The sequence below is a fragment of the Melioribacteraceae bacterium genome (genome assembly GCA_035362835.1).
GTDB lineage: Bacteria > Bacteroidota > Ignavibacteria > Ignavibacteriales > Melioribacteraceae > DSXH01.
On record DAOSDY010000001.1, the window covers coordinates 1610343 to 1630495 of the forward strand.

Consider the following 20153-nt stretch of genomic DNA (forward strand, 5'->3'; position numbering starts at 1 on the left):
TTATATGAAACGAAAAATAATAATGCCGTTTTTTATTATAGCCGCACTTGCCACATCTATACTCGTTTCACAAAGTTTTAGAGTCAGCCAGATTCCAAATGGGGGAATAAACTCTTGTTCAAATTGCCATTTCAATCCAAATGGTGGCGGACCGCGAAATAGTTTCGGTCAAACCGTTGAAAGCGGTTTTCTAAATTCTCAGGGGAATGTTGTATGGGGGCCATCGCTGGCTAATATCGACTCTGATGGTGATGGTTTCTCAAACGGAGTGGAACTTCAGAATCCTTCCGGGAATTGGACCGGGGGACCAATCGGGGATCAGGGAAAAGTGACAAATCCAGGAGATCCGCTCAGTAAACCGAACCCTACATCTGTAACTGAACTAACAATCCCAAATCAATATAAACTTTATAATAATTATCCTAATCCTTTCAATCCTTCAACAAGAATTGTTTTCGAAATCCCTAAGAATGAGGTTGTTTCTTTAAGAATATATGATATCAACGGGCAGCTTGTTCGATCACTTGCAGATGAAGATTTACCGGCCGGGAGGCATGAGAGACTATGGGATGGTAAAGATAATACAGGAAATATAGCTGCTTCGGGCATTTATATTTATCGGCTTTCTGCCGGTTACTTCGATCGTTCCGCAAGAATGCTATTAATGAAATAAATTAATTAATCACATTTAACTCGGGCGGAGATCAATAATGAAATCGGTTTTTGTCTATTCAATATTTGTAAGCATATTATTCTATTCGGGAATCTATTCTCTACCAAGGTTTTCTCTTCAGCAGAAGGATAGGTGTATTAGTTGTCATATCAATCCGACTGGTGGAATTATACGAAATGAGAACGGATTTTTTTTCGGTAAGAATGTTGTTAGCAGATCATCACCTATCGATAAAGATTTTTTGTTATCTCCCCGATTAAATGAAAACATCTCCTTTGGTTTGGATTTCCGCTCTCAGTATATATATTCACAGGAAAAAAAGAGGTCAGATTTTCAGGAGATGACCGGATCTGTATACTTGAATGCCTCTGTATCCAGGAAAATAGATCTGCTTGCCAGATATGATTTTTTAAATTCAATCTGGGAAGCCTACGGTATTGCACGGATATTCCCTAACGAGAGTTATATCAAGGTCGGTACTTTTACACCTTATTTCGGAATTAGAATTGATGATCATACATCTTATACAAAAGGGGGGGATTATGGTCTGCTTTTTTCGATAGGAGCGATTCAGGGATTAATTTATAATCCGTTCTATGTGGAAACGGGAATTGAATTAGGAGCAAATATTTCTTCATGGGGATTTTTTACTGCAAGTATAGGTAAAAACAAGTTTAACGCTTCACTAACAACCGATCCAACTCTAACAACCAGACTTGAAATTAACTCGTCTGTAAATAAAATGGGATTTGTTTTTGGGGGCTCATTTGCTTCCACCAAAGTTAGGTCCGGAACTAATAAACTTAATACAATCTTATATGGTGGATTTGCCGGACTAGCAACACCTGATTTTTCGCTGATGGGTGAATTTGATCTGGCGGAAGATTATCTGGCCCGGGATTTAATCTCAAGTGCATTGATGATCGAAGCTTCATATTTGATAGATGTAGGAATTGAAGCGATAGTACGTTACGATCGGTTTGACCGAGATACTAAAAAAGAAGGCGATCAACTCTCTCACTTAATTTTTGGATTTGAATTTTTTCCGTTTGCGTTTGTTGAACTTCGTCCGCAGTTCCGTGTTAATCTTGAAGAACCCTCCAAAAACAATAATGCTTTCGTTTTGCAATTCCATTTTTGGTATTAAGTAGTTATAAATTAAAACAAGATTGAAAAGAAATGTGTGCGAGATAAATCTGGAGAAAAACAAAGGCCATTTCAAAAGTTTTTTGTCTCCCCCTCTCTTTCTTCAACTGATGCAGGAGCATCAGATCTACATCAGTTTGCAAAAGTTGTAAGACAAACTACTTTCAAAACAGCCTTTTCTGCCCTACCACAACAAATTAGATTTGTTGTTTATCATTAGAGGAAAGGAAAATCTATACTGAAAAAGAGGATTCTTGTAATACGATGAAGCTCTCTTCTAAATCAAAAGTGCTTTCACTAGGTAAAAAACAATTAAAAAAACTGAGAGAAATGTATTATACTAAGAGAGGTTTGTCAACGGTAGTCCACACTGAATTTCCTAAGTGTACACACTGATTTTTCTAAGTGTGTCCAAATTATTAGACAGGATTATCAAAATGAGTCTGCAATTTTTTCGCGGTCTTTCAATGTGTCCCGTAGCTCTGTCAGTGATTTTATTTTTAATTTTGATCTTAAATTTCGGAGATGACTTTCAACAGTTTTTTTCCCGATTCCTAATTTTCTTGCAATTTCATTATTTGAAAATCCTGCCCTTAGCAATTGAAAGATTTGTATCTCTCTGTCGGAGAATCCCCTGTCCAGATAAAGATTGTATTCTTCTCTACTTAGATCAATGTTATGAAGTGATTTTTTCTTTAATTCTGGATTATAGCCGAAAGTGAAATTTATTTTTCTATCCGGTCCGTATAGAGTTAATAAAATATTAATTAGAATTATTAAAATAATTCTAGCATAAAATATATTGTCTGATGGAATGGATGTAGTATACGATGCAAATGTTGTGACGATTAAAACTAAATAAGTAGAAAAGAGAGGAATAAAAAACAGGCTGATCTTCCCATCCAGCCTGATCTCATGAATAATATTATTCGCAAAATAAATTAGTATAAATAGAACTGAGAATATCATTGCAATTAATGAGGACAATGAACTAATGTCGATCAATAAATAAAAAATTAAAAACAGAACAAATCCAACCTTGTATTTTGTTGTTAATTCCGGAAGCGAAAAAATAATTACTATATAGCCAATGGAATTGATTATTGAAAACTGGGCGGGCATATTAAGTAGCCGATTAGATAAAAGAGCAAACGATTCTATTAATAAGACGGAAAAAAAATAAAAAAAATATTTACTGTCCTTAAAACGAATTAAGGGACCTATCAAGAAAATCAATTGAATCGCGGCTAAAATTTTCACGTATGGTGTCCACAAAACAGATTAAAAGTCATGTGTTATCGAAAACCCTTCTACTATTTTTTACTAAACCAACTCGGAAACTTAAATTCCTGGAGCACAAAAATTTACAATCAGAAAATAGCTCCCGACTTGGTAATCGTATGATTAAAAGCAAAACTTGTTTTTATAATAGAGATATTCCAAACAAGGAGCAATTTCTTCTTATTCAATAGATTCTTTTAAGTATCCCCGCATCCTCTGAAGTGCTGTGAATCCGAGTTTTGTCTTCATATGCTGAAGATGACTTTCAACAGTTTTCTTATCTATATTCAACTTTTCTGCAATTTCAATGTTAGAAAGCCCCTTTTTTATCAAAAGGAAAACTTGGATCTCCCTGTGAGTCAGTCCTTTCTCAAGATATTTACCATATTCCTCTACATGAATTTCTAATTCACTTGCAGCTTTTGCACTTATAGATGGGTCGTAACCATAAGTAAATGTAAGTTTTTTATTGGGTCCCAAAAAGGTTATAAACGCATTTAGAAATATTATCAATGTAATTTTCAAGTTGTAATAAACTGTTAATAGATATATATCAAAGTAAAACAAAAAAACGGTCACAAGAGATTGTAAGTTTAATACGATTACAAGGAGAATGAATACCGAAACTTTTCCTGAGATTCTAATTTCGTTTAAAAGCCGGTTTACAAAATATACCGTTATGTAAAGAATTATTAGAATATTGGCTAGGATTGTAACAAGTGTGGTCTTATTAATGATAAAATAAAAAGCTATGAAAAGAAACAGCCCGTACTTAAATTTTTTCGAAACTTCCGGGAGAGAGAGTGCTATAATAAGATTGCCGATCAGGTAAATTTCGAATGAGGAGCTGTGAATGCGGAACCAGATCATAATTAACAAGCTTATGCAGTCCACTAACATAGAGAAATAGAAAAAATAGAAGAGAGGATTTTTCCTAAATCGAATTACCGGGCCAAAGGATGAAATGTGTAAAAATGATAATAGAATACCCATTTCATGAACGGTTTACTGAAGCAAATATTTATTGCAAATTTAACAAGTAATTTTAAAAATTAAAATATAAACCTGATACCGCTTACAAAAATCGGGGTCACAACTCATTCACTTTAGAAATTGAAATAAGATTATTCAAAGAATCACGGTACTCCTTCAAAATCCTTTCGAATAATTGATTTACGCGGGGTATATCCTTTATTAATCCTGAACATTGTCCGGCTTCCAGCATACCTTCCTTCTCGTCGCCTTCAAAAATTCCAAGTCTTTCTCTTTTTTCCCCAAGAATTGCTTTTAATTCCTCTTCGGAGGTACCGTTTATTTCGGCATTATAAACCCTTTCGGTAAATTCATTTTTTAACATTCTGGCCATACCGATTTTTTTTAGTACCAGTATCGTATCATTATCTGCGGCCTGTATAATTCTCTTCTTATAATTATCATTAGCGGATGATTCTATTGTTGCGGCAAATCGCGTCCCAATCTGAACTCCCTCAGCTCCAAGACTAAAAGCGGCCAGAATTCCACGTCCGTCTGCAATTCCGCCGGCAGCAATTACAGGGATATTAAGTGCATCGGAAAGTTGAGGAATCAAAGTAAAAGTAGTAATTTCATCAATTCCGTTATGACCTCCAGCTTCAACACCTTCGCCAACAACAGCATCGCAACCCACACTTTCAGCTTTGAGTGCATATTTCAATGAAGGCACTACATGAACCACTTTTACATTATTTTCTTTCATTAGGCCAATGAATTTGCCAGGATGTCCGGCAGAAGAAAAAATAATTTTTATACCCTCATCAATTGAAGTTTTTATCAGATCGGCAGCATCGCCTCTAAGAAGAGGTATATTCACTCCAAACGGTTTGGCGGTGGCGGCTCTGCATTTAATTATATGTTCTCGGAGTAAATCCGGTTTCATAGAGCCGGCTCCTATCAAGCCGAGTCCTCCGCTGTTCGAAATCGCACTTGCCAGTTTCCATCCGCTTACCCAAACCATTCCAGCCTGAATGATAGGGAACTGAATCCCCAACAGTTCTGTAATTCGGTTTTTTATATTCATATCAACTTCTATTTAGTTTCCATAAATATAATCCAATTTGATAAACGATACCCTATTAATTAAATTGACAGCAGAAATAAAAAAAATAAGGTATTTATTGAGAGCGGTAATACCGGCAGCAGGATTTGGAACAAGACTTAAACCCCACACATTTTCTCTTCCAAAAGTATTGTTGAATGTAGGAAGCAAACCGATCCTTGGGCATATAATTGATAAGCTTATTGAAGAGAAGATTACTAAAGCTACATTTGTAATCGGTTACCTGGGTGAAAAGATTGTAAATTACGTGGGAAAACATTATCCTGAATTACAGGCCGATTACGTTGAACAAAAAGAGATGTTGGGCCTGGGACACGCTATTTACCTTTCGACTCCGACATTTGATGATGATGAAGTTTTTATAATTCTCGGGGACACTGTTTTTGATGTAAGCCTGAACGAAGTCTTTAGGAATAAAAGAACTGCGCTGGGAGTAAAAGAGGTTGATGACCCCGGAAGATTTGGGGTAGCCGTTTGTTCAAATGGAAGAATAGCCCGATTGATTGAGAAACCGAAAGAACCGGTTTCCAAACTTGCTCTTGTAGGCCTTTATTACATTAATAATGCAAAACTCTTACAAGCATGTTTGGAAGAGTTGATTCAAAAAAAAATCCAGACAAAAAATGAATATCAGCTTACTGATGCGCTTCAATTGATGATCGACAAAGGTGAATATATTGTTACGTTTCCGGTCGATGGCTGGTATGATTGCGGTAAACCAGAGACACTGCTTTCTACAAACAAATTTTTATTATCTAAAAGCGGTACTAACAGAATTCCTGAAAATGTTGTGATAAAACATCCAGTGTTTATTTCGGAAAAAGCAACAGTGAGTAATTCTGTTGTCGGTCCGTTTACTACTATTGCAGCTAATTGTAAAGTCGTTGATTCAATTATTGTAAATTCGATTATAAGTCCCGGTGCCGTAGTTGAAAAAGCAATGCTTGAGAGTTCAATTATCGGAAGTGATGCGATTATAAAAGGTAATTATAAAAAACTTAATACCGGCGATTCATCCGAAATAGAATTTTATTAATTAATTGAGAGGAACTAATGTCATACCTATTTACTTCTGAATCGGTTTCAGAAGGACATCCGGATAAAATCTGTGATGCTATTTCCGACGGGGTTCTTGATGCAATCCTGGCTAAAGATCCTGATGCCCGGGTAGCTTGCGAGACCTTCGTAACTACCGGGCTTGTAGTTGTTGGGGGAGAAATTACTACGGATGCATATATAGATGTTCAGGAAGTTGTAAGAAAGACTATACGAAAAATCGGTTATACAAAAGCCGAATATAAATTTGATGCAGCGAGTTGCGGAATACTAAATGCTATTCATTCACAATCTCCCGATATCGCTATGGGCGTTGATAAAGGAGGGGCTGGCGATCAGGGTTTAATGTTCGGATATGCCTGCGACCAGACTCCAGAATTAATGCCGATGCCTATCGTCTATTCACATAAGCTTGTTAAGAAACTGGCGGAAATAAGGAGGAAAAAGAACAGTTTAATGCCGTATCTACGTCCCGATGCAAAATCTCAGGTTACTATCGAGTATGATGAAAACCATAACCCGATCCGAGTAGATGCGGTTGTAATTTCTACTCAGCATGACGGTAATGTGAGTCAGAAAAAAATAAAAGAAGATGTTATCAAACATGTTATTAAACAGGTTATTCCCGTTCAATATCTGGACAGCAATACTAAATATTATGTTAATCCTACGGGAAGATTTGAAATCGGCGGGCCTCATGGAGATAGCGGACTAACAGGACGAAAAATAATTGTTGATACTTACGGTGGCTGGGCTCAGCACGGAGGAGGAGCCTTTTCCGGAAAAGATCCTTCGAAAGTTGATAGAAGCGCAACTTATGCTGCAAGACATATCGCTAAAAATATTGTTGCTGCCGGTTTGGCTAAAGAATGTCTTGTTCAGCTGGCTTATGCAATAGGAGTGGCTCAACCTGTGTCGGTTTATGTTGATACAAAAGGAACAGGAATTATATCTGATAAGAAATTAGGTGGCTTAATTAAGAAAAATGTGGATCTTACGCCCAAAGGAATTATAAACAGGCTAAAATTACGCCGACCGATCTATCAGAAAACTTCCTCTTACGGTCATTTTGGAAGAAATGAAAAAGATTTTACATGGGAAAAATTGGATCTTGTCCCGGTATTTAAAAAGTTTGTTAAGTAAAGGAGAATAACAAATCATGGATTACAAATCAGGAAAGTATAAAGTCAGAAATTTAAAACTTGCCGAAGAAGGCAGAAAAAAAATTGAATGGGCGGAATCAAGAATGCCCGTGCTCATGGCTTTGAGAGAGAAATATTCTAAAACCCAACCTTTAAAAGGCTACAGGATTGCCGGTTGCCTTCATGTAACAAAAGAGACAGCGGTTCTGATAGAGACCTTGCAGGCGGTCGGTGCAAAAGTTGCCTGGAGCGGGTGCAATCCTCTCTCAACACAGGATGAGATAGCTGCCGCTCTAGCAAAAAACGGAATTGAAATCTACGCATGGCATGGACAAAATGTAAAAGAGTTTTACTGGTCGATTGAACAGACTTTGAAAATGAAACCGAATCTTACTCTTGATGATGGAGCGGACCTGATTTTCACGGTTCACAATAAATATCCTCAGCTCGTAAAAAACATAATAGGCGGAACAGAAGAAACAACAACTGGAGTTCAAAGACTTAGGGCCATGTCCGCAGCAAAAAAACTCCTCTATCCTGTGGTCGCTGTTAACGATGCCGAAACAAAGTGGGATTTCGATAATGTTTACGGAACGGGGCAATCTTCCATTGATGGTATTTTACGTGCTACATCAGTTCTGCTGGCCGGAAAGAATTTTGTAGTTGCCGGATATGGGCATTGCGGAAAAGGATGTGCAATGCGTGCTGCTGGTTTAGGTGCAAATGTAATCGTAACAGAAGTGAAACCAACCGCGGCTCTAAAAGCCACTCTAGATGGTTTCGTTGTAATGCCGATGGATGAAGCTGCTAAAGTGGGCGACATTTTCATTACCGCTACCGGCGTTAAAGATATAATTGTTGAGAGACATTTCAAATCTTTGAAAGACGGTGCAATTATCTGCAATACCGGTCATTACGATTGTGAAATAAATATTCCGCAGCTGGAAAGAATTTCCCAAAAGAAGAGAACAGTACGATCCAATAATGAAGAATATACTCTTAAGAATGGTCGAAGGGTATACCTGCTTGCTAAGGGCAGACTTGTTAATCTTGCTGCTGCCGAAGGACATCCTTCAGAAGTTATGGATATGTCATTTGCAAATCAGTTTATGTCACAGCTAAGACTAGTTGACCTTCATAAGCGGAAGGTAAAAGTTGAACCTTCGGTTCTTGAAATTCCGGAAGTCCAGGATCAGGAAATTGCTAAGATCAAGCTTAAAACCATGAATTACAAAATTGATAAGCTGTCAAATGAACAGATCAAATATATGAACGACTACAGTGCCGGAACCTGATATTCAATTTATATATTCAAAGAAGAAAGTCCCGATAATTATCGGGACTTTTTTTTATCAGGCGTTTGCAAAAGTGAGGTTCGGAAGTGGGTGGTCGAATGAAAAATCTTTTTTTGTCTTTTTAAGCATATCAAATAAAGAATTTAATAATGTGCGTATATCAGATGGCTTGCTTAAATAGGCATCACACCCAGCGTTGAAAGCATTTACTCTATCCCGGTTAAAAGCATGAGCCGTATAACATACAACCGGAATTGATGAGTATTCAGGATTGTTTTTTAATTCTGTTGTAAGCTCCAATCCGTTCTTTTTACCCCTTATTGAAATGTCCATAAGGATTACGTCGTAATTTTTTATTTTAAGGAAATTGTAAAAAGTATCGGATGAATCACATACATCCACTTCAAAATATCTTTTGAGAAATAATTCAAGAAATTTCTGGTTTTCAAAATCATCTTCAGTAATAAGTAATTTGGGTTTAACTCCGTTATTGCCGGAATTAACTATTTCTGAATTCCCCATTTTTTATCTCCACTTAAAATTACTGTAAACGTTGAACCTTTGCCGGGTTCACTGTGAACTTTTATTTTGGCCCTGTTCAGGTCGATAAAAATTTTAACAAGAGCCAGACCGAGTCCTGTCCCTTCGTATGGTCTTGTGTAGCTCATGTCCGCCTGCGAAAAAGGAGTAAATAGTTTTTCCTGGTACTCTTTAGATATTCCAATTCCTGTATCACAGATATCGACACAGATATTATTGTGATCTCTATAAAGCTGTATTTCAATTTTACCGTGAGGAGTATATTTAATTGCATTGTCAACAAGGTTGATAAAAATCTGAGCCACAGAGTAATGGTCTGCTGTTATGGTATGATCTTCTTCAAGTTTATTGACAAGAGCAAGCTTAAGATTTTTTTCCTCTGCGAACGACCGGAATTCATTGGCAACTGTATTCATTAAAGCAAGTAGATTAATCCTTTCAAACCGGGCCTCGTATTTGCCGGTCTGAAGTTGTGACATGTTCAGCATTAAATCGAAAGTCCGGTATAACCTTTTACTGTTGTTGATAATTGATCTCAGTATATCGTTATACTCGCTCGATTTGTCGTGGAGCTCCTGCATAAGCAAATCGCTGTATCCCGTAATAACGTTAAGCGGGGAACGGATCTCATGAGAGATTTGTGAAAGGAAAAACTCTTTCAGTTTTTTCGATTCCTCGGCTTTTTCAAGAGCTATTTTCAAATCTTTCTCTGTCTTTTTAAGCTCCGTAATATCTCTTCCGTAAACCTGGCAGACTTTAAACTTCGGTACTCCGGCGATAATGAATTGGTAATAACTCTCGCCGAGAAGAGAAGTGTAGCTTACCGATTTATTGTTTTTGATAAGGTCGTGTATATCGAAGCTTTTCATGAAGGGGAGCACAATCTCAACATGTTCGCCTACGAGAATTTTGTGCGGAAAAATGTTGTGAGCTGAATTATTTGCCAGAACGATTTTCCCGTTTTCATCGAATCGGAAGATCGGATCCGGGGAAAGCTCGGCAAATAATGCCATTAGTTCGGCTTGCTGCAGCTTCAAGTTCTCCTGCTCCTGAAGATGCTTTTTCCTCATCGGGATAATTACGTAACGGTAATATATATACGTAACCACGAGAATTAACGCAATCAGTACCAGAGCGAATATTAAAGGATTCTCCAGACTAAAGAATGATCTTGGGGTTATCTTCTCTAAAGATTGAAAAGAAGAGTCCAAAGATGATTTGCGCGATTGAAGTAATAATAAAAAAAGCAGTTGCATCGGCAAAACCGGTTAACACATTGAAAAATTTTGTAATATTTGTTAAAAAGTAAAAACAGAGCAACAGATAAAATAAATTTATACTCTTTTCAAAAGCGTAATTAACTATAAATCTTTTTAATATAATTGCCAGCATTAAGAATTGAATCGAAATAAGAATAATAAAATTCTGATTGATACTGAAGTTTGCAAAAGTTATTAGGAACAGAATGATTATGAATGATATGACCACAAAAAAGAGATTTCTTTTAAGTGCTTCTCTATCAATCAAACTTATCAACAGGACATAGTTTGCAAACAAATAGAATTCTACTGGGATTACTTTATTCAAAATATATAAATACGCAATAGATATAGGATCCATTAGAGCAAGTATAAAGAAGAAAACAAATAATTTTGAATGATATTGTCTGAATGCTGGTATCAACCAGATTACAACACTTGTATAAAACAATATTTGCGATATACCGATGAGATTCATTTTCTAATTAATTCGGGCAGATCGGTGGACAAATGAATGACATTTCTAAAGTTTCTTCATCCCCGGTGACGGTAAAAATGATAGAACCCGTGTTATCTGAGGTTGTTGACATTTCCCCGCTTTTGTTCAACTGGTTAACCGGCTGGTTATATCTAAGCTCAAACGTGAGGAATTTACCTTTAGTTTTATTTAAAAACTCTTTTACAACAGATGTACTGAACATGTAAGCAACCTCTTCTTTCCCAAGCGAGAAGTTTATATCTGTTAGTGAAAATTTGTTCTCACCGAGAATATGTACCCTGCTGTTTTTTATTGCGAAAAGAACATAGTTGTCGGCCCTTGCAAGAGCTTTTTCCACTAACGTCTTTTCAACTCTTATTGAGCCCATTACTTTGCCAAACAGGATTCTGGCTTCATTTTTTGAAAATGTTTTGCCGACAGTTCCAAATTTACCCTGGGCGGTAGATATTGTAGATGTAAGTGTGAGAATAAGTGAAATGAAAATGAATAAGGAAAGTAACCTTTTCATATTAACCCCTCTTTAAGTAGTTTCTTAATAAGTTACCTGATAAAAAAGTTGCTAAACACTTTCTTATTAGTGATTAAATATATTTAGAAAAAAATAAAAATAACAGAAGATTTATAATAAAAAGATTAAAACTTCCCAGCTATCATTAAGCCGCAGTTATAGCAGTGGCCCTCCCTTAACTTATTTGATATTACGGAATGCCAGTTTCTGGAGATCAATTTTGAATTACAGTAAGGGCAATATGTTGTTTGGCCATCAATATCATGAACGTTTCCAGTGTAACAATACTTTATACCCCGAGATTTTGATATACTCCTAGCTTTGCTGAGTGTAGATTGAGGTGTTCCCGGTTTGTCGATCATCTTAAAGTCGGGGTGAAATGCCGTAAAATGGAGAGGGACTTCATCACCAAGATTTTCAACTATCCAATCGCACATTTTTCTTATTTCATCATCGCTGTCATTTTCATCTGGAATAATCAGGTTGGTAATCTCAATCCAAATACCGGTTTCCTTTTTCAGCCAGATGAGTGTTTCAAGTACATCGGTAATATGCGAGAAAGTAAGGTTGTGGTAGAATTTTTCTGTAAAGGCCTTAAGATCAACATTCGCAGCATCGATATGTCTAAAGACATCTTTGCGCGCATTCTTATCTATATAGCCTGCGGTCACCATTACATTATTAATCCCATTCTGGCGGGCAATTTTTGACACATCTATTACATATTCGCCAAATATAACAGGATCGTTATAAGTATAGGCAATTGAAGGGGTTTTATATTTTTTTGCTATCTGAATAACATCTTCAGGTGTTGCATAAATAGAATTGTTAGTGTCGATGCGTGCTTTGCTTGTAGACCAGTTCTGACAGAATTTACAGCCCAGATTACATCCGGCTGTTCCGAAGCTTAAGATTTCGCTCCCGGGCAGGAAATGATTCAACGGCTTCTTTTCGATCGGATCAATTGCAAATCCGGTAGGCCTTCCATACCCGACCGAATACAAACTACCTCCGATATTCTGTCTAATAAAACAAAACCCTGCCTGACCTTCACCAATAGTACAATAACGTGGGCATAATGTGCAGAGAATTTTTCCGTTGGGAGCCTGTTCCCACCATTTAGCCGGATAATATTTTTCTTCCAAAGATTGCATTTGTGCTTAACAATAATATTTCCAATGCATCAGATTACTTCAAACCGGATCCAGTTTTCCCGTACGTTGGAGATTTTATTTCCACCTTCGGTATAAATTACCACACTCCCTTTTTCTACCATGTCGAGAGCAATCAGCTTTTGCTTGATTTCCTCAGAAGCTTTATTCCGGTTGCTTATATCCTCGCAGTAAAGTGGGATAACTCCCCATTTAAGATTTAGTACATTCATTGTTTCAAAATTGTCGGTCACAGCTATAATTTTTGCTTTCGGTCTGAACTTTGAAAGTCTTCCGGGAGTATTACCTTTGCTTGTAAAAGCAACAATAGCTTCTGCGTTGATCTGCCTGCTGATGGAACAAATTCCCTTATTCATAGAATCGAAAAGGTTTTCTTCTATTTCAACCGGAACTTCAAAATCTCTTTTAGGTTCGTTGTCATAAGATAATTCAGCGTTCGAAATAATTTCATTCATAATCTTTACGGTCTGCGCAGGATACTTTCCCACGGAAGTTTCGGCGCTGAGCATAACAACATCGGTTCCATCCCACACTGCGTTGGCAACATCGGAGGCTTCTGCTCTGGTAGGAACTGGATTGTGAACCATCGACTCCAGCATTTGAGTCGCAGTTATAACCAGTTTACCCGATTCATTGCAACGTTTTATAATTCTCTTTTGAATAATCGGAACTTCATGTGGCCTGAGTTCGACTCCGAGATCTCCGCGTGCAACCATGATGCCGTCTGATACAGAAAGGATTTCTTCGAATTTATCAACGGCTTCCTGTTTTTCGATTTTTGCGATTATCTGTTTGTTGTATCCATGTCCGGCGAGCCATTTGCGAAGTTTAATAATATCCGATGCATCGCGCACAAATGAAAGCGCGATATAGTCGACCCGGTGCTTTAAAGCGAATTCAAGATTATTAAAATCTGTATCAGTTACAGCATCGGCAGACAATTTCATCCCGGGCAGATTCATGCCTTTTTTTGGACGGAGAATTCCGCCTTCTATTACTTCACAAACTATGGAATCTTTTTTCTTCCCGGTAATTTTAAGTTTTATTAGACCGTCATCAATTAAAATTATATTGCCTAACTCTGAGTCATCAATTAATTCCTTAAAACCGGTAGAGATTTTTTCAGAAGTTCCTTCAATATCCTCTCTGGTAATTTCAATACTCTTTCCGGCAATCAGTTCAATTTCATTTTGAGCTAACCTGCCTATTCTGATTTTAGGGCCTTGCAGGTCAATAAGTATAGGAATAGGCATCGATTTTCTGACGCAAAGATCGTTGATCAGATTGAATACCTCTTCAAAATATTTATGATCCCCATGGGAAAAATTCAATCTTATTCCGTCAACACCGGAATCAATTATTGATTCGAGCTGTTCTCTTGTCGAAGTTGCCGGGCCGATTGTAGCTAAAATTTTAGTCTTTGTACTTTTTTTCATTTCTTCTTCGACTTCATATTATTCTTTGTATTACTGTTTTTTTGTTCCTGGTTATTTTTCTTCGATTCCGGCTTTAATCTTTTTCTCATTGCATTTAATTCCTTTTCCACCGTTCCGAAGACTGTGCCGGGTTCATATTTCCCGGTCTTTAATCTGGTACCTGCTTTAATGCCTGTTAATACTTCAATCGCTTCTTCCACTTTGCTTACCGAGTAGATATGAAATTTCCCTGCATTAACAGAATCAATGATTTCATTTCTCAGCATAAGGTCTTTAACATTCTGAACAGGTATAATAACTCCCTGCTTTCCGTTCAGACCGCGCGCAGAGCATACATCAAAAAAGCCTTCTATCTTTTCATTTACACCGCCAATCGGCTGGATTTCACCTTTCTGATTAACCGAACCGGTTATTGCTAGAGACTGTTTTATAGGAATGTTGGATATCGCCGACATTAGAGCGCATATTTCCGTTATTGAGGCGCTGTCGCCGTCGATCATTCCGTATCCCTGTTCGAAAACAAGACTTGCAGAAAAAGAGAGCGGAATATTCTTCCCGAAATTTTCCCTGAAATAACCTGATATAATTAATACTCCTTTGTTATGTGTATTGCCGCTTAATCCGGATTCCCGTTCAACGTTTATAATATTTCCGCTGCCGAGTGAAACACTGGCCGTTATTCTGGAAGGTTTTCCAAATCCGAACAATCCGCTTTCGTATACAGCAAGCCCGTTAATTGTTCCAACTCTTTCACCATCGGTATCAATTAATATAGTTCCCTCCTTAATCATTTCGGACAACTTAGATTCATAAAGTCCGTGTCTCTCTTTCCATGCTTTATAGGCTTCGTCAACATGATAACTGGTAACATTTTTCTCTCCGCTATCCTTGGCCCAGAAACTTGACTCGCGGGTAAGGTCTGCAATGAAAGCAAACCGTGTCGTAAGTTTATTTTTTTCCCCGGCATATCTGGCACCATACTCAACAAGTTTTGCAATTGCCGAGCGGTCGAATTCAAGCATTTTTTCCGATTCAATTATTTTTTTGATAACCATCGAATATTCGTTTAGAGACTTTTCCGATTTCTTCATTTCATAATCGAAATCGGCTTTTATCTTGAAAATTTTATTGAAATCGTCTTCATAACCTGAAAGTATAGAGTAGATATAATTATTTCCGATCATAATAACTTTTGTATCGATGCTTATCGGTTCCGGTTTCAAAACGCTCGGGGAGAACTGATAAAGATTCGCCAGCTCCTGAATCTCAAGCTGTCCGAACAGCAGAACCCGTTTAAGTGATTTCCAGACGCCTGGCTCGCTGAACGCATCCATAGCATTAATAACAAGGTAACCGCCGTTCGCACGCAGTAGAGAACCCGATTTAATTTTAGTAAAATCCGCGTACCATCCTCCTCGACCGTCACTATATTTTTCAATTGTCCCGAACAGGTTGCTGTATGTTGGAGATGTTTCTACAATTACGGGCTGCTCCTTCGTCTCCGAATTATCCAGAATTATATTCACTTCGTATTCTTTAAGGTAATCTATTACAATTCCGGCAGAGGTTTCCTCCTGAAACGGTTTTTGTCCTTTGAACACGTCGAGGTTCTGAAGTATATTCAGATGAACCTGGTCGAGATAGTCGCGTACTTTCTGATCTTTATATTTTTTCTTCAGGTTTTCAATTGCAACCGAGGTTATGTCGGAGGTATACTGAGTTTCGAGCTGTATAACTTTTTCCTGAAATTCCTGAGTAAGCTTAAGACTTTCTTTGAACAACTGCTGCAATTCCTCCTGGTACTCGGCGTATTTGGTTGTAATTGCTTCAGCGTTTTCTTTTGATATCTTTTCTCCCCGTATCAACTCATCGAGCTGGTGAATGAAATAGGGCTGATTATCCAGTACCATTAATATTTCCGGGCGCGTCAGCTCACCGACTTTGATTTGTCCAAGTGTAAAACCGTCCTTGCGCAATTTATCTTCAAACCCCGTCATCATCTTCTGCTGAATCTTTCCGTACTCAGCGAGCATTTGTTTTTTTCGGGATGAGTAAGGATCTGTCGAGAGGACCTGCGGAATTTTTTCCTGCAGGAATCTTATAGCCCGGCTGAGGTCTTTTTTAAAGTGAATAGCTTTACCGGCGTCAAAAATTAAAAGTGTGGGACGGTCTTCATCCTTGAAATTATTTACATATGCGTAATCAAAAAGTTTGGCGTGATTGGGGCTGATCGATTCCAGAACCATTTTGATAGTAGTAAATTTTCCGGTGCCCGATAATCCTGTTACAAAAATGTTGTAACCGGGACTTTTCAGCTCAACCCCCACCCTTAATGCTTTTAGGGCTCTTTCCTGGCCGATTATTCCTTCAATCGGTTTTACCGTTTTAGTTGTATCGAAATCAAAAATTTCCGGGTCGCATATCCACCTTAAATCTTCCGGTTTTAATTCTACTGGTTTTCGTGCTTTCTGAAGTGCCATATTTTGCTTCCTGATTGAGGTTCGAGTCAATTCTTTTTCAAAAATAAGATAAAAATAAGCTTATTGAAACAGACAAGTATATCTTCCTACAATTATAATCTCTGCAGTTTATTGTTAAAGATAGTAATTTTATCCGTCGGTTTTTCTCAATTAGTATCCCCCCGAAGTTTTCCGGAAGGGGATAATTATATTTTAAAACAGCGTGGAAATGAATAGAACTGAGCACGAATTATTTGATAAGATAGAATCCCTCCGGGAATTTTATAAGAAAATTAAGTCAAGAGAAACTGATTCCGGGTTATTTTACGTCTCTCGCCTGGCCGGATGCACCAGACAATTGTTAATAAGCAGAATGATAAAAAATGAAAAACAGATTTTACTGCTATGCCCTACAGTTCAGGTGGTTAACGAAGTAAAAGTTGAACTAACAATACTCGGCCTCGAAGAATTCCTTATCTCGGCAGATGAATTTAATGCCGAGAATCTTCAGGAGCGCCTGACCGATATTGCAAAGAAAGAGCATTTTATACTTGTAGCCACATACGAGATTCTTACACTTAGTCTCCCTTCCCGGAATTCATTGAATAGAAGTACTACGAACATTGAGCTGGGTGGTAACCTCTCTTATGACGATTTAATCGAGTATCTTAATTCGATCAATTACGACAGCGATAAATTTGTCGATTCGCCCGGTACGTTTTCTGTGCGGGGTTCGATTATCGATTTCTGGTCGTATAGTGAAAAGCAGCCTGTTAGACTCGAGTACAACGGCGACTTTATCGAATCGATCAGACATTTTGACCCTGAAAATCAAAGATCGCTCGATAAGATCCCTTCTGTTTCTCTTGCCTCTTCTATTGAAAGCATGGAGGAAATTTTTAGTGATACTATCTTCGACTATCTCGATAATCCGCTGATAATTGCAGATAATTATGAACTTGCAAATCTTTTTACAACGAGTGATTCGCAAAAACCAGAAAAAACTCCATTTGAAATAGATCGGGAACTATTAGAAGAACTTTATGAAGAGCCGAACGATAAGACCTTTGAAGTTGAACATAAGCAGGATATTACCGACGGGACCACATCATTAGATGATATTTTGAAAAAAAATGCAAGATGGATAATCGAAGATATTTTGAATCAAAGTGATGACAGGATAAATCTCGACCTTACAGAACCTCCGCCGATAAATTCCAATTTCGAATTGTTAACCGGTTTACTTAAAGAATACTCCGGAAGACATTTCCAGATATTTATTGCAGTTGAGAATGAGCTGCAAAGCAAAAGGCTGTTTGAACTTCTTGTTGAATTTAATAAGACTATTACAGAGCTTATTGAAAATGGAGTTATCAAAATAATTGTCCTTCCGGTTAAGTCGGGTTTTATCTCTAAAGGAAGCTCCCTTTTATTATTAACCGACTATCAGATATTTAATAAACCATACCGGACGAAAATCAGCAAAGCTTACAAAATCAAAAAATCCCGGGTAAAAGATTTTGCATCAATAAAAAAAGGGGATTTCGTTGTTCACGAAAATTTTGGAATAGGACAGTATGCTGGATTGGAAACAATTAAGATCGGTCAGATCGAACAGGAATCAATAAAAATATTATACGCCGAAGGGGGAGTTGTATATGTAAATCTTAATTACCTCTCTCTTGTAAAGAAATTCTCCTCAAAAGAAAATGCAGAACCGAAGCTCTCGGTACTCGGCGGTGCAGAATGGAAATCGACAAAGAAGAAAGTAAAGTCGAAAATAAAGGAAGCGGCCCGCGAGCTTATTACATTATACGCGAAACGGAAAGCATCAACAGGAATCGCTTTCAGCCCCGATTCAATCTGGCAGCGCGAACTTGAAGCTTCTTTCTTTTATGAGGATACCCCGGATCAGATTAAAGTTACCGAGGATGTAAAGCGTGATATGGAGAACGGGAATCCGATGGACCGGCTAGTCTGCGGAGATGTAGGTTTCGGCAAAACCGAGATAGCCGTGCGTGCCGCATTTAAAGCCATTAACGACAGTAAACAGGTTGCTCTTCTTGTTCCAACTACAATTCTTGCAGAGCAGCATTACAACACATTTAAAGACCGTCTTTCTCAATACCCGGTTAAGATAGAAGCTCTTTCAAGGTTTCAGACGAAATCCGAACAATCTATTATCTTAGATAAGCTTTTAAGTGGGGAGGTTGATCTGGTAATCGGAACTCACCGCTTATTGTCCAAGGATATCCGGTTTAAGGATCTCGGCCTTCTTATTATAGATGAAGAACACCGTTTCGGTGTGATGGCTAAAGAGAAACTCCGTTCGCTGAGAGCAAATGTAGATACTCTCACATTAACGGCTACTCCGATTCCGCGGACCTTAAATCTTTCTCTTCTTGGAGCCAGGGATCTTTCGATTATTGCAACACCACCGCCCAACCGTCAGCCGATCTATACCAGGGTGGATAAGTTCGATATTTTCAAAGTTAGAGAATGGATACTGAACGAAGTTAAAAGAAACGGCCAGATTTATTTTGTTCACGACAGGATTCAATCAATTGAAAAGATTGCTGGCTATATTCAGAAACATATTCCCGAGATCAATATATGTGTAGCCCACGGCCAGATGAAACCTGCTCAGCTTGAAAAAGTGATTTATGAATTTCTAAACAAGAAGTATCATATGCTTATTTCAACCAAGATCATTGAATCAGGTATCGATATTCCCAATGTTAATACGATTATTGTAAATCGTGCAGACCGGTTCGGTCTTGCCGAACTTCATCAATTAAGGGGTCGGGTCGGAAGAAGTGATCGTCAGGCTTATGCATATTTTCTTGTTCCGTCTCTAAATTCTGTAACCAAGAAGGCGGTTCGCCGTCTTCAGGCAATTGAAGAGTACACGGATCTCGGGGAAGGATTCAACCTTTCAATGAGGGATCTCGAAATCCGCGGTGCAGGTAATTTATTAGGAACGGAGCAGAGCGGATTTATTGATTCGATCGGATTTGAGCTCTATATGAAATTACTTGATGAAGCGGTTGATGAACTGAAACAGGATGAATTCAAGGAGGTATTTAAGGATCTTCCTAGAATAGCCGAACGCTCCGAACCTACTATAGATACTTTCTTTGAAATCGGTATCCCTAAGCATTATATGCCGGATCAGTCGGACAGACTAAGTTTTTATACTGCGCTGTTTTCAATGATTAAGATTGAAGAACTCGACGAGATTAAAGAGGAGATGTTCGATCGATTCGGTAAGCCTCCTGTTATGGTAGAAAGATTAATTTCAGCTGCTCTTATCAGATACTATGCATCCTATGCGTTACTTGAGAGGATTGTAATTCAGAAAGACAAAACTTCTGTAATTCTCCCTAAAGGTGAACGCGAAGAATTTTATAAAGCTAAATTTGTTCAGATGCTCGACTTTATAGATAAAAACTATTCAAAAGAGGTCAGATTTACTCAAAACAGAGACCTGCTTAAACTTGAGATAACACGAAGATTTGAATCCCCCGAGCAAAATTTAATATTCTTGATTAACTTTCTGCAGAACTTAAACAACCTTATTAATAACTGATCC

Annotated in this window: 15 protein-coding genes; 6 read left to right on the forward strand and 9 right to left on the reverse strand. The window is 37.8% G+C overall.

Going from position 1 to position 20153, the window contains the following annotated elements:
- Nucleotides 1-4 precede the first annotated feature (4 nt).
- Both PLZ15_06795 and PLZ15_06800 read left to right on the forward strand, forming a co-directional pair.
- On the forward strand, nucleotides 5-673 hold the full coding sequence (locus tag PLZ15_06795; protein ID HOI29456.1) for a FlgD immunoglobulin-like domain containing protein: 669 nt from the start codon (nucleotides 5-7) through the stop codon (nucleotides 671-673).
- 37 nt (nucleotides 674-710) lie between these two features.
- Nucleotides 711-1820 (forward strand): hypothetical protein, encoded by a 1110-nt coding sequence (locus tag PLZ15_06800; GenBank protein ID HOI29457.1) that lies wholly within the window; start codon nucleotides 711-713, stop codon nucleotides 1818-1820.
- A gap of 431 nt (nucleotides 1821-2251) precedes the next feature.
- On the opposite strand, the gene PLZ15_06805 is transcribed toward PLZ15_06800, so the two are convergent.
- The 3 genes from PLZ15_06805 to PLZ15_06815 all read right to left on the reverse strand — a co-directional run bounded on the left by PLZ15_06805 (nucleotide 2252) and on the right by PLZ15_06815 (nucleotide 5156).
- Complete coding sequence (locus PLZ15_06805; protein ID HOI29458.1) at nucleotides 2252-2941, reverse strand: helix-turn-helix transcriptional regulator; 690 nt, start codon at nucleotides 2939-2941, stop codon at nucleotides 2252-2254.
- 339 nt (nucleotides 2942-3280) lie between these two features.
- Entirely contained in the window at nucleotides 3281-3970 is a 690-nt protein-coding gene (locus PLZ15_06810; GenBank protein HOI29459.1) for a helix-turn-helix transcriptional regulator, read from the reverse strand.
- 220 nt (nucleotides 3971-4190) lie between these two features.
- Nucleotides 4191-5156, reverse strand: a complete 966-nt coding sequence (locus tag PLZ15_06815) for a nitronate monooxygenase (GenBank protein HOI29460.1) — start codon at nucleotides 5154-5156, stop codon at nucleotides 4191-4193.
- A gap of 97 nt (nucleotides 5157-5253) precedes the next feature.
- On the opposite strand from PLZ15_06815, the gene PLZ15_06820 reads away from it, so the two are divergent.
- From PLZ15_06820 to PLZ15_06830, 3 genes are read left to right on the forward strand one after another with little or no spacing between them, the layout of a single operon-like run.
- Nucleotides 5254-6231 (forward strand): sugar phosphate nucleotidyltransferase, encoded by a 978-nt coding sequence (locus PLZ15_06820; protein HOI29461.1) that lies wholly within the window; start codon nucleotides 5254-5256, stop codon nucleotides 6229-6231.
- A gap of 17 nt (nucleotides 6232-6248) precedes the next feature.
- Nucleotides 6249-7394 (forward strand): methionine adenosyltransferase, encoded by a 1146-nt coding sequence (metK, locus tag PLZ15_06825; protein ID HOI29462.1) that lies wholly within the window; start codon nucleotides 6249-6251, stop codon nucleotides 7392-7394.
- 16 nt (nucleotides 7395-7410) lie between these two features.
- On the forward strand, nucleotides 7411-8688 hold the full coding sequence (locus PLZ15_06830; GenBank protein ID HOI29463.1) for an adenosylhomocysteinase: 1278 nt from the start codon (nucleotides 7411-7413) through the stop codon (nucleotides 8686-8688).
- Nucleotides 8689-8745: 57 nt separating this feature from the next.
- Here the strand turns inward: PLZ15_06830 and PLZ15_06835 are convergent, their stop codons facing one another.
- The 6 genes from PLZ15_06835 to PLZ15_06860 all read right to left on the reverse strand — a co-directional run bounded on the left by PLZ15_06835 (nucleotide 8746) and on the right by PLZ15_06860 (nucleotide 16582).
- Nucleotides 8746-9210, reverse strand: coding sequence for a response regulator (locus PLZ15_06835; GenBank protein HOI29464.1), 465 nt, complete (start codon nucleotides 9208-9210; stop codon nucleotides 8746-8748).
- Nucleotides 9192-10484, reverse strand: a complete 1293-nt coding sequence (locus PLZ15_06840) for a PAS domain-containing sensor histidine kinase (GenBank protein HOI29465.1) — start codon at nucleotides 10482-10484, stop codon at nucleotides 9192-9194. The genes PLZ15_06835 and PLZ15_06840 overlap by 19 nt, the downstream gene beginning before the upstream one ends.
- A gap of 488 nt (nucleotides 10485-10972) precedes the next feature.
- Entirely contained in the window at nucleotides 10973-11494 is a 522-nt protein-coding gene (locus PLZ15_06845; GenBank protein ID HOI29466.1) for a hypothetical protein, read from the reverse strand.
- Between the two features lie 125 nt (nucleotides 11495-11619).
- The gene (gene amrS / locus PLZ15_06850; protein HOI29467.1) at nucleotides 11620-12648 is read right to left on the reverse strand and encodes an AmmeMemoRadiSam system radical SAM enzyme; all 1029 of its coding nucleotides are present in this window, start codon (nucleotides 12646-12648) and stop codon (nucleotides 11620-11622) included.
- Nucleotides 12649-12677: 29 nt separating this feature from the next.
- A complete protein-coding gene (gene pyk, locus PLZ15_06855; GenBank protein HOI29468.1) occupies nucleotides 12678-14102 on the reverse strand; it encodes a pyruvate kinase in 1425 nt (474 codons plus the stop codon).
- On the reverse strand, nucleotides 14099-16582 hold the full coding sequence (locus tag PLZ15_06860; GenBank protein HOI29469.1) for an ATP-binding protein: 2484 nt from the start codon (nucleotides 16580-16582) through the stop codon (nucleotides 14099-14101). Before PLZ15_06860 ends, pyk begins: the two co-directional genes overlap by 4 nt.
- Nucleotides 16583-16790: 208 nt before the next feature.
- Between PLZ15_06860 and mfd the strand changes: the two genes are divergently transcribed.
- On the forward strand, nucleotides 16791-20150 hold the full coding sequence (gene mfd, locus PLZ15_06865; protein HOI29470.1) for a transcription-repair coupling factor: 3360 nt from the start codon (nucleotides 16791-16793) through the stop codon (nucleotides 20148-20150).
- Nucleotides 20151-20153: the final 3 nt, after the last annotated feature.

Coding starts and splice junctions, on each gene's coding strand:
- PLZ15_06815 (HOI29460.1), bottom strand. CDS start 5,156: ATGAATATAAAAAACCGAATTACAGAACTGTTGGGGATTCAGTTCCCT.
- metK (HOI29462.1), top strand. CDS start 6,249: ATGTCATACCTATTTACTTCTGAATCGGTTTCAGAAGGACATCCGGAT.
- PLZ15_06800 (HOI29457.1), top strand. CDS start 711: ATGAAATCGGTTTTTGTCTATTCAATATTTGTAAGCATATTATTCTAT.
- PLZ15_06830 (HOI29463.1), top strand. CDS start 7,411: ATGGATTACAAATCAGGAAAGTATAAAGTCAGAAATTTAAAACTTGCC.
- PLZ15_06845 (HOI29466.1), bottom strand. CDS start 11,494: ATGAAAAGGTTACTTTCCTTATTCATTTTCATTTCACTTATTCTCACA.
- pyk (HOI29468.1), bottom strand. CDS start 14,102: ATGAAAAAAAGTACAAAGACTAAAATTTTAGCTACAATCGGCCCGGCA.
- PLZ15_06860 (HOI29469.1), bottom strand. CDS start 16,582: ATGGCACTTCAGAAAGCACGAAAACCAGTAGAATTAAAACCGGAAGAT.
- PLZ15_06795 (HOI29456.1), top strand. CDS start 5: ATGAAACGAAAAATAATAATGCCGTTTTTTATTATAGCCGCACTTGCC.
- PLZ15_06810 (HOI29459.1), bottom strand. CDS start 3,970: ATGATCTGGTTCCGCATTCACAGCTCCTCATTCGAAATTTACCTGATC.
- PLZ15_06840 (HOI29465.1), bottom strand. CDS start 10,484: ATGCAACTGCTTTTTTTATTATTACTTCAATCGCGCAAATCATCTTTG.
- PLZ15_06805 (HOI29458.1), bottom strand. CDS start 2,941: ATGCCCGCCCAGTTTTCAATAATCAATTCCATTGGCTATATAGTAATT.
- amrS (HOI29467.1), bottom strand. CDS start 12,648: ATGCAATCTTTGGAAGAAAAATATTATCCGGCTAAATGGTGGGAACAG.
- mfd (HOI29470.1), top strand. CDS start 16,791: ATGAATAGAACTGAGCACGAATTATTTGATAAGATAGAATCCCTCCGG.
- PLZ15_06835 (HOI29464.1), bottom strand. CDS start 9,210: ATGGGGAATTCAGAAATAGTTAATTCCGGCAATAACGGAGTTAAACCC.